This is a genomic window from Nocardioides sp. P4_G4 (genome assembly GCF_056401085.1).
In genome coordinates this window covers 1-10,264 of the sequence record NZ_JBFUKA010000116.1, presented here as the reverse complement: position 1 = coordinate 10,264, position 10,264 = coordinate 1, and the positions used below count along the sequence as shown (strand labels likewise).

General features: G+C 72.7%; 9 protein-coding genes. 3 read left to right on the top strand and 6 right to left on the bottom strand.

The features are described from left to right. From gatB to gatC, 3 genes are all read right to left on the bottom strand, one after another. A partial coding sequence (gatB, locus tag AC1DQF_RS19735) for an Asp-tRNA(Asn)/Glu-tRNA(Gln) amidotransferase subunit GatB (RefSeq protein ID WP_477526931.1) occupies positions 1-1,275 on the bottom strand: 1,275 nt, incomplete at its 3' end. Further along, positions 1,272-2,780 (bottom strand): Asp-tRNA(Asn)/Glu-tRNA(Gln) amidotransferase subunit GatA, encoded by a 1,509-nt coding sequence (gatA, locus tag AC1DQF_RS19730; RefSeq protein WP_477526932.1) that lies wholly within the window; start codon positions 2,778-2,780, stop codon positions 1,272-1,274. The genes gatB and gatA, both read right to left, overlap by 4 nt. 23 nt (positions 2,781-2,803) lie before the next feature. Then, complete coding sequence (gene gatC / locus AC1DQF_RS19725; RefSeq protein WP_056924996.1) at positions 2,804-3,103, bottom strand: Asp-tRNA(Asn)/Glu-tRNA(Gln) amidotransferase subunit GatC; 300 nt, start codon at positions 3,101-3,103, stop codon at positions 2,804-2,806. A gap of 169 nt (positions 3,104-3,272) precedes the next feature. Here gatC and AC1DQF_RS19720 point away from each other — a divergent pair, with 169 nt between their 5' ends. From AC1DQF_RS19720 to AC1DQF_RS19710, 3 genes are all read left to right on the top strand, one after another. Beyond that, the gene (locus AC1DQF_RS19720; RefSeq protein WP_477526930.1) at positions 3,273-4,868 is read left to right on the top strand and encodes a N,N-dimethylformamidase beta subunit family domain-containing protein; all 1,596 of its coding nucleotides are present in this window, start codon (positions 3,273-3,275) and stop codon (positions 4,866-4,868) included. Positions 4,869-4,939: 71 nt separating this feature from the next. After that, positions 4,940-5,494, top strand: a complete 555-nt coding sequence (locus AC1DQF_RS19715) for a hypothetical protein (RefSeq protein WP_477526929.1) — start codon at positions 4,940-4,942, stop codon at positions 5,492-5,494. Next, the gene (locus tag AC1DQF_RS19710; RefSeq protein ID WP_477526928.1) at positions 5,491-6,402 is read left to right on the top strand and encodes an LCP family protein; all 912 of its coding nucleotides are present in this window, start codon (positions 5,491-5,493) and stop codon (positions 6,400-6,402) included. Before AC1DQF_RS19715 ends, AC1DQF_RS19710 begins: the two co-directional genes overlap by 4 nt. Positions 6,403-6,426: 24 nt before the next feature. Here the strand turns inward: AC1DQF_RS19710 and AC1DQF_RS19705 are convergent, their stop codons facing one another. The 3 genes from AC1DQF_RS19705 to AC1DQF_RS19695 form a co-directional block, all read right to left on the bottom strand. Then, positions 6,427-7,125, bottom strand: a complete 699-nt coding sequence (locus AC1DQF_RS19705) for a response regulator (protein ID WP_477526927.1) — start codon at positions 7,123-7,125, stop codon at positions 6,427-6,429. After that, positions 7,122-9,389, bottom strand: coding sequence for a sensor histidine kinase (locus tag AC1DQF_RS19700; RefSeq protein ID WP_477526926.1), 2,268 nt, complete (start codon positions 9,387-9,389; stop codon positions 7,122-7,124). The genes AC1DQF_RS19705 and AC1DQF_RS19700 overlap by 4 nt, the downstream gene beginning before the upstream one ends. A gap of 100 nt (positions 9,390-9,489) precedes the next feature. Continuing rightward, positions 9,490-10,264 (bottom strand): calcium-binding protein (locus AC1DQF_RS19695; protein WP_477526925.1); only part of this gene is annotated, 775 nt, incomplete at its 5' end.

Genomic DNA, 10,264 nt, shown 5'->3' with positions numbered 1-10,264 from the left:
CTGCTCGGGCGTGCCCTCACCGGCGTACAGGCCCTCGAAGACCTGGCGGGCCAGCTTGTCGTTGATGCTGCCCGCGTCGATGAGCCGCTGCACGGCGACGACGTCGGCCGGGGTCACGCCGAGGGCGGCGATGTCGGTGCCGCTGTCGTTGGCGCGCCGGGCGAGCTCGGAGAGCCACCACTTGCGGGCGACCTGCGGCGCGGCCCCGGCCTCGATGGTCTCCTCGACCAGGCCGAACGCGCCGGCCCCGACGGTGTCGCGCATCTCGAGGTCCGTGAAGCCCCACTCGCCCTGCAGCCGGGCACGCTTCTGCGTCGGGTTCTCCGGCAGCGTGCCGCGGAGCTCCTCGACCCACTCCCGGCTCGGCGCCACCGGCACCAGGTCGGGCTCGGGGAAGTAGCGGTAGTCGTCCGCGTCGGACTTCACGCGACCGCTGGTGGTCACGCCCGTGTCCTCGTGCCAGTGGCGGGTCTCCTGGAGGATCGAGCCCCCGTCGCGCAGGATCACGGCGTGGCGCTGCATCTCGTAGCGCACGGCACGCTCGACGGAGCGGAACGAGTTGACGTTCTTGGTCTCGGTGCGGGTGCCGAGCCCGCCGGTGCCCTTGGGGGCCAGCGAGAGGTTGACGTCCGCGCGCAGGTTGCCCTGGTCCATCCGCGCCTCGGAGACCCCGAGGGCGACGATCAGGTCCCGCAGCTGCGCGACGTACGCCCGCGCGACCTCCGGGGCCCGCTCCCCCGCGCCCATGATCGGGCGGGTGACGATCTCGATGAGCGGGATCCCGGCGCGGTTGTAGTCGACCAGCGAGTAGTCGGCGCCGTGGATGCGGCCGGTGCTGCCGCCCACGTGCAGCGACTTGCCGGTGTCCTCCTCCATGTGCGCGCGCTCGATCTCCACGCGGAAGGTCTCCCCGTCCACGTCGACGTCCATCCAGCCGTCGAAGGCGATCGGCTCGTCGTACTGCGAGGTCTGGAAGTTCTTGGGCATGTCCGGGTAGAAGTAGTTCTTCCGGGCGAAGCGGCACCACTCGGCGATGTCGCAGTTGAGCGCCAGGCCGATCCGGATCGCGGACTCGACGGCCTTGCCGTTGACGACCGGCATGGCACCGGGCAGGCCCAGGCAGGTCGGGCAGGTGCCCGAGTTGGGCTCGCCCCCGAAGACGGCGGGGCAGCCGCAGAACATCTTGGACGCGGTGTTGAGCTCGACGTGAACCTCGAGGCCCAGCGCGGGGTCGAAGGCCGCCAGGACGTCGTCGTACGGCATCAGCTCAGTCATGCGTTCGTTCCTTCGGTGACGGTGGCGGTCGCCAGGTCCGGGGCACGGTCCAGCAGGCTGCCGCCCCACTGGGCGGCCAGGAGGGACTCCAGCGCGGCGCCGACGCGGTAGACGCGGTCGTCGGCCAGCGCGGGGGCCAGGACCTGGAAGCCGGTCGGCAGCCCGTCCTCGTCGGCCAGGCCGCTGGGCACCGAGATGCCCGGGACTCCGGAGAGGTTGGCGGGGATGGTCGCGAGGTCGTTGAGGTACATCGCGATCGGGTCGTCGAGCTTCTCGCCGAGCTTGAACGCCGTGGTGGGCGCGGTCGGCGCGACCAGCACGTCGACCTGCTCGAACGCGGCCTCGAAGTCGCGGCTGATCAGCGTGCGCACCTTCTGGGCCTGCCCGTAGTAGGCGTCGTAGTAGCCGCTGGAGAGGGCGTAGGTGCCGAGGATGATGCGGCGCTTGACCTCGTCGCCGAAGCCGGCGTCGCGGGAGGCGCGCATGACGTCCTCGGCGCTCGGGTTGTCGATCCCCTCGGGCAGGACCCGCAGGCCGTAGCGCATCGCATCGAACTTGGCGAGGTTGCTGGACGCCTCGGCCGGCAGGATCAGGTAGTAGGCCGCCATCGCGTGCACGAAGGACGGGCAGGAGACCTCGACGACCTCGGCCCCGGCGTCGACGAGGAGCTGGACGGACTCGGTGAAGCGGGTCATCACGCCCGGCTGCCAGCCCTCGCCGGCCAGCTCGGTGATGACGCCGACCTTGACGCCGGTCATGTCGCCGGACGCGCCCCGGCGGGCGGCCTCGGTGAACGAGGGCCACTCCTGGTCGATGGACGTGGAGTCGCGCGGGTCGTGGCCGCCGATGACGTCGTGCAGCATCGCCGCGTCCAGCACGGTGCGGGTGACCGGGCCGGCCTGGTCGAGGCTGTTGGCCAGGGCGACGAGGCCGTAGCGCGAGACGCCGCCGTAGGTCGGCTTGACGCCGACCGTGCCGGTGACGGCACCGGGCTGGCGGATCGAGCCGCCGGTGTCCGTGCCGATCGCGAGCGGCGCCTCGAAGGCGGCCACGGCGGCCGCGGAGCCACCGCCCGAGCCGCCGGGGATCCGGTCGAGGTCCCACGGGTTGCGGGTCGGGCCGTACGCCGAGTGCTCGGTGGAGGAGCCCATCGCGAACTCGTCCATGTTGGTCTTGCCGAGGATCGGGAGGCCCGCGGCCTTGAGGCGCGCGACGACCGTGGCGTCGTACGGCGGGACCCAGCCCTCGAGGATCTTCGAGCCGCACGTGGTGGGCAGGCCCGAGGTGGCGAGGACGTCCTTGACGGCGATCGGCACGCCGTCGAGCGGGCTCAGCACCTCGCCGCGCGCCCGGCGGGCATCGGACTCGGCGGCCTGGGCCAGCGCACCCTCGGCGTCGACGTGGAGGAAGGCGTGCACGTCGGTGTCGACGGCCGCGATCCGGTCGAGGTGCTGACGGGTGAGCTCGACGCTCGTGGTCTCGCCGGCGGCGAGGGCCTGCGCCATCGCGGCGGCGGTGTCGGTGATCCTCACTGCTCGTCCCCCAGGATCCGCGGCACGCTGAAGCGCTGCTGCTCGCTGGCCGGGGCGCCGGACAGCGCCTGCTCGGCGGTCAGGCCGGGCACCACCACGTCCTCTCGGAACACGTTGGTGAGTGGCAGGGCGTGCGACGTCGGGGGGACGTCGTCGCCGGCCACGCCGTTGATGGACGCGACGGACTCGAGGATCACGCTCAGCTGGGGGGCGAGGTGGTCGAGCTCGGCGTCGTCGAGGTCGATGCGGGCGAGGGTGGCCAGGTGGGCCACCTCCTCGCGGGAGATCTCGGGCATGGCCGCAATCCTAGGTCCCTGCGTCCCAGCGCTCCCGGGCGGTCGGGCACGGCCGTCCCCTTCGTCCCGACGCGGTCGGGATCCCCGCCCCATGCGGCGGGAACGGCCCCCGGCGAATCGTCGACGACGAGGCGCCGGACCCGTCCGGTGCTCGGGCGAGGTGGTCGAGATGGACGTACGAAGGACGCGGACCGGAGCAGTGCCGACGGTCCTGGTGGTGACGCTGCTGGCCGCGGGCGCGACCGCGGGATGCGGGTCGGCACGGCTGGACGCCCCGGCCGCCTCGCCCGTCGCCGTCCCCTCTCAGTCGACCGGGCCCACGGATGGCAACGAGGGCGATGCGGAGGAGGTCGGGCGAGCCGAGGACCGCCGCCGGCAGGGCTCCATGGACTGGCAGATCGACAAGCCGTCGGACGACCACCAGATCGAGGCCTACACGACGCACGCGAGCGGGCTCCCCGGGACGCGCGTGGGGCTGAAGGTCTCGACGACAGCGGGCGGCTACGAGGCGGCGGCGTACCGGATCGGGAGCTACCGCGGCGGCTCCGGCGCCTTCGTCTGGGAGTCAGGCTTCCGACGCGGTCGGGTGCAGCCCGCCGCTCGGTTCGAACCTGCCGAGACACGCACCGTCGTCGCACCCTGGCGGCGGGACCTGACCGTCGACACCACCACCTGGGCACCCGGCTTCTACGTCTTCACGCTGCGGACCCCGACCGGCTGGGAGACGCAGGTCCCGTACGTCGTGACCTCGCCGTCCGCGCGGGGAACGATCGCGCTGGTCTCCCCGGTGACGACCTGGCAGGCCTACAACGCCTGGGGCGGCTACAGCCTGTACGAAGGGCCGGCGGGCGATCGCAACAGCCATGCCGTGAGCTTCGACCGCCCCTACAACGGGGCCACAGGAGCCAACGACTACCGGACGGCAGCGATCCCGATCATCGTCCGTGCCGAGCGGACCGGCCAGCCGCTCTCCTACTTCACCAACATCGACCTGCACCTGCGTCCCGGGTCCCTCGACGGTGCGCTCGGCTACGTCTCCATGGGGCACGACGAGTACTGGACCACCTCGATGCGGACCGAGGTGATGACCGCCCGCGACGACGGCACCAACCTGGCCTTCCTGAGTGCCAACACCATGTACTGGCGTGTGCGACTGGCGGCGCGGGCCACGGGTGCTGCACGGCTGATGATCGGCTACCGGCACTCCGCCTACCTCGATCCGATGCGCGGGTCCACCACCCCCGGTGAGACCACCGGCCTGTTCCGGGACGCCCCGGTTCCCCGACCTGAGCAGGACCTCCTCGGCGTCCAGTACGAGTGCTACCCCGTCGACGTGGACCTGGTCATCGCCTCTCCGCGGTGGTGGGGCTACCGAGGCACGGGCGTCGTGGCCGGCGACCACGTCCCCGGCCTCATCGGCCCCGAGGCCGATCGGGTCTACCCCGACGAGACGCTCCCGCGGCCGCTCGAGGTGGTCGCCCACACGGAGTACGACTGCCGGGGGGTCGCGACCTCGGCCCAGTCGGTCTACTACACGACCCCCTCAGGTGCGGGCGTCTTCACGGCTGGGACCCTGCGGTGGGGCTGTGCGCTGGTCGATCGTTGTGAACGGCCCCTCGGCGACCGGACGTCCGCCTTCGTGGCGGTCGTCACCGACAACATCGTCCGCATGTTCGGCCGGGGTCCCGTCGGCGAGAAGCACCAGGCGCGCGACAACGTCGCCGACTTCCACCTCCCCACGGACAACACGGTCTCGGCGAGTTGACGCCCCACTCGCACCCATCGGACATCATGGGGGCCATGGGCCACCCACGACGCCGAGCCAGGTGTGCCGTCGTGGCTGCGCTGACCGTGCTCACGGCGACCGGGTGCAGCCCCGAGGAGACGGGCGGGCCACCCACCGGCTCCGACCAGTCCGTGGCCCTGAGGGTCGAGACCGTCTCCGGAGCGGACGACCTGGACCAGCAGGCCCGCACCGAGATGGAGACGGCGGTCGGCGACGTGCTCTCGGAGTACGTCGTAGAGGCGTTCCTGGGGGACTTCCCACGGCGCGAGTTCGTGCAGGCCTTCGGGTCGTTCACGAGCGGGGCCGCCCGCAGCGCGGCCACCGACATCGACCAGCTCACGGCCGCCAGGGTGCAGGAGGCCACCGACGTGGTGGCCACCAGGCTCGACGCCCGGCTCTCCTTCCTCACCCTGCCCCGTGACGTGGTCGGCGCCACGGCAACGGTCGACTTCGCCTTCGACGCGACCATGCCGGACGGGTCGACCAGGCCCGTCTCGCTGCAGGGCAGGCTGCTGCTCGAGGAGGCCGGCGGAGACTGGTCGGTCTTCGGGTACGACGTGGCGTTGGACGACGGCGCGGCGCAGGACACCGGGGCGACGCCGTGACGCGCCCACGCCGCCCGGGACGCCAGCGCCTCGCCGGATGGGCGCTGGTGCTCGCCGTTGCCACCCTGGTTCCCGCTCCCTCGGTGCACCCCGCGGCGATCAGTCTCACGACGGTGGAGACCGCCAGCGCGGTCGACTTCGGCGACGGCGTCTTCTGGGTCCTCGCGCTCGGCTCGGACGCCCGACCCGGGACCCCGGTCACGCAGGGCCACACCGACGCCATCCAGATGATCGGCGTCGACGGACGCACCGGCAGGGCCGTCGCCATCGGCATCCCCCGCGACTCCTGGGTCCAGCTCCCTGACGGGTTCGACCGCATCAACACGGCCCTCCAGGCGGGGGGGCCGGACCTGATCGCCCGAGAGGTCCAGGAGCTCGTGGGGTTCGCCCCCGACCTGGTGCTGGTCACGGGCTTCGACGGGTTCCGCTCGATGATCGGATCCATCGACGGCGTCGAGGTCGACTCGCGGACGACCTACCGCCTTGACGACGTGGGCCTCGACGTGCGGCGAGGGACCAACTCCTTCGACGCCGCCACAGCGCTGGACTTCGCCCGCAGCCGTGACGTCGAGGGCGGTGACTTCGCGCGCGCCGCCCACCACCAGGACCTGCTGCTCGGTGTCCTGCGCGAGCTGCGCAGCCGCGCCGACGAACCCGGACTCCTCGAGGCGGCAGCGTTGAGCGCGATCGGCGGGCTGGAGACCGACCTCTCCCCCGCTGACCTGTACCGCCTGACGCAGGCCGTCACGCGGGTCGACCCGCGGGGGGTGTCGGGGTGCGTGCTCGACGGCACGCCCTTCACGACCTCGGGGGGTGCGGCCGTGATCGACGTGGACACGGTGCAGGCGGCTGCGATCGGCCGCGACGCCGAGAACGACGCACGCCTGCAGGGCGGCTGCCACGGCTGAACGTCGCCCCGGGTCCGCTGCGCCTCATCGGCGGGAGCCGCCTGGGTCGTCCCGGCCGCCCGGTCCGTCGAGCCCACCCAGTCCCGCCTCGCGGGCTCGCACGATGGCTTGCGCCCGGTGCGCGACCTGGAGCTTCGCGAAGATGTTGCTCGAGTGGTTGCGCACCGTCTTGACCGAGAGGCTCAGCTGCCGGGCGATCTCCATGTTCTCCTTGCCCTCGGCGATCAGCCCCAGGACCACCCGCTCCCGGTCGGTGAGGTCGGGGAAGGCGTCCGACGTCGGCCGCGAGCGCGCCGATCGGAAGTAGCCCATCACGCGGTCGGCGATGCCGGGGCCGAAGATCACCTCACCCGCACCGACCGCCTCGATCGAGCGAACGATCTCGCTGCGTCGGGCGCCCTTGAGCAGGTAGCCACGCGCACCGGCGCGGACCGCCGCGAAGACCGAGTCCTCGTCCTCCATCATCGTGAGCACCAGCACGCTGATGTGCGGCGACGACTGCACGATGCGCTCGGTGGCCTCGACGCCGTTGAGGTGCGGCATCTGGAGGTCCATCAGGACGACGTCGGGCTGGAGGTCGAGAGCGCGCGAGATGGCGGCCCGACCGTCGGCGGCATGCCCGACCACCTCGATCGTGGGCGCCGCGGACAGCAGCGCCTCGACCCCGTGGCGGAACTCCTCGTGGTCGTCGACCACCAGCACCCTCACCGGCTCCATCGTCATCCCTCACCGTCGTCCACCGTGATCGGCAGCACTGCCTCGACCATCGTCCCGTCGCCCCTGAGCCCGGCGGTCACCGTGCAGGTGCCCCCGAGCTCCTCGGCCCGCTCCCGCATCGTGAACAGGCCTACACCCGAGGCGTGATCAGGGGCCAGCCCCTCGCCGTCGTCGCCGACCCGGATCCGCAGGGACGACCCGTCTCGCGCCAGGGACACCGTGCAGCGCCGGGCCCCGCTGTGACGGGTGGCGTTGTTGACCGCCTCCAGCACGATGCGGTAGGCCGCCACCTCGACCGCGGCGGGCAGCGGCTCGAGGTCGTCGGCCGCATCCACCGCCCAGGTCATCTTCGGCGGGGTGCCGCCGGCTCGACCACCTTGGTTGTGGTCCTCGGCGCGCTGGCGCAGCGCCGAGACCAGCCCGAGCTGGTCCAGGGCGGGCGGTCGCAGTCCCTCGACGAGCCGACGGACCTCGCCGATCTCGTCGCGCGCCTTGTCCGAGAGCCGGCCCACCAGGACACGTGCACCGGTGGGATCGGCGACGATGAGGTCCTGCGCGGCCTCGAGCTGCATGGCCAAGGACGCGAGCGACGGCCCGAGGCCGTCATGCAGGTCGCGGCGGATCCGGCGCCGCTCCTCCTCGCGGGCACTGATCAGGTGCTGGCGGGACCGTTGCAGCTCCCGGTTGATCGAGACGGCCTGGACCAGGGCACCGACCTGGATGCCGACATCCTCCAAGAGCTGGCGATCTCCCGGACCGAACGGGTCGTGGGCGGGGTCCACCTCCAGGTGGAGACTCCCCAGCGTCGAGCCGCCGACAGCCAGGTCGACGGTCACCGGTGTGGCGCGGGCTCGCCCGACCGACGTCTCGATCGGCTCCGACGCATCGGTCGCGGCAACCTCGATGGCGGCGTACGACAGGTGCAGCCGGCGCGCCAGCAGGTCGAGCGTCTCCTGCAGGACCTCCTCGGGGGCGGCCAGCGGGTCGAGGCGCCGCAGGTCTGAGACCACACGGCGGGGCATCTCGCGATCGCCGTAGACCTGCCGTCGCACCCAGCGCTGGAGGGCGACCGCGGCGGGCAGCAGGAGCAGCGCCGCGAGGCCGCCGACCAGCATGGAGCCGACGGCGATGTCCGAGGCGACGTCGACCGCCCGCACCAGGCCGACGAACGCCGCGCCCGCGAGCACCAGCACCACCGCCTGCACCAGAGTCCGCCGCACCGCGGGCTCGATCTCGCTGAGGCGGTAGCGGCTCACCGCGATGCCGAGGCTCCCCAGCAGGATGGGCATCAGGAGGATCGTGAGCACGGAGCCCGGGACGGCCGGGTCTCGGGCGACGACCCGCGGCAGCACCTCCAGGACGGCCCATCCCACGACCCCGCAGCCGACGCCGAGCAGCACAAGACGGGTGGCGAGCATCTCCTCCCGCTCGGTCGCACGCCGATGCGCGAGGAGCGCGGCGACGAGCACGGCAGGCAGGCAGGCGAGCAGTGCCGGCGTGAGCACGCTGGCGACCGCGTGGGCGCGGGACAGGCCGGGCGCGTGCTGCGCGAGCGCCACCGCCAGCCAGACGAGGTAGCTCACCACAGGCACCGCGTACGCCGCCACCACGGCGAGTCGACCGCGCAGCGGACCGGCCGCGCTCATGCAGAGGACGGCGAGCAGCAGGGATCCGAGGCCCGCGGCGCCGAGCGCCTCGCCGGCGCCGTGCGGCCAGGCGCCGCGACCGCCGGCGAGGTCGATGGGACCCACGCCCCAGGGCGCCGCGGTCAGGGCACAGGGGAGCAGCGACGTGCCCGCGAGGTACGCCCGAGCGGCCGCCTCGTCAGGCCGACGCCAGAAGACGAGGGTCCCGGCACCCAACAGCATCACGGCCAGCGCCACCGCGATGGGGTTGGCGCCCAGCGCCGCCACGACCGGGTAGCGGATCAGGGTCACGTCGATGCTCAGCTCGACGTCGAGCGCCTCACCGGCCCGCTGCACCCGGTACTCCACGACATCGCCGACGGACCGATCGGGCGCGCCGACCCGCACCCACTCGTCCAGGGTGCGTCCGTCGATCGCCGCGACCAGGTCACCCTCGCGCAGGGGCGTGTCCCCGTAGGTCCTGACCACGCGAGCCGGCTGCGTCCAGCCGTCGGCGGCGGTCCCCACCGTGCTGGCGGTGAGGGTGCCGCCATCGACCGGCCCGGCCAGCAGTGCCGCCGCGAACCAGGCGACCGGGATCGCCCAGGCGACGGCGACCAGCAACAGCCTGCGAGCGCGCGACATCGTGGGCCCATGGTGGCCCCTACGGCCCCGCCGGCAAAGCAGCCGCGCCCGAGCGGCCGCAGGCAGAGCGCGCCCGCGCAGGAGGCGTGTCCCGGGGCCGTCAGCAGGAGCGGCGACGCTCGATGAGCTTGCAGACGTCGTTGCCGCCCTTGCCGAACCCGAGGTCGAACCCCTTGCCGCCGATCAGCGTGTCCTTGAGGTTGGAGCCGGTCAGCACGTCCGCGCCGCCACGGCCCTTGATCACCGCCGCGTAGTCCGGGTGGGCGTCGACGACCTCCCCCTTGGCGGTGCCCTTGTAGATCGACGTGGTGGACGCCGGCAGGCTCACCTCGACGAAGCTCTGGACCTTGCCCGCCACGGTGACCGGCACGAGCCTGGACACGGTGGTCCGGCCCTTGCGCTGGTCGATGCGCAGCGTCGGCCGCAGCGCCGGGTTGGGGTAGGGCAGCATCCGGAGCTTGTCGGCACCCATGTTGCCGATGACCTTGAAGCCCGGCTCGCTCGGCACGACGAAGGACACGATGTCGCTGCCGCCGCCGCCGAGGATGAACGTCTTGTTGATCGAGGTGTTGGTGAGGGTGTCCCCGCCGGAGCCGCCCTTGAGGGTGTCGTAGCCCAGGCTGCCGCTGAGCGAGTCGTTGCCCGCACCGCCGTCGAGGATGTCGTTGCCGGGAGCGGCGGAGGCGTCGGCGGTGATCGTGTCGTCGCCGGCGTTGCCCCGGATCTGGTCGTCACCGCCGCGGCCGAGGAGCTCGTCGTCGTGCTCGGTCCCCGAGATGACGTCGGCGAACGGCGTGCCGACGAAGCGGAGCGGGGCGCCGGGGGCGAGACCGATCGAGTCGCTGCCGTCCGCGCCGACCGCCACGGGGCTGGTC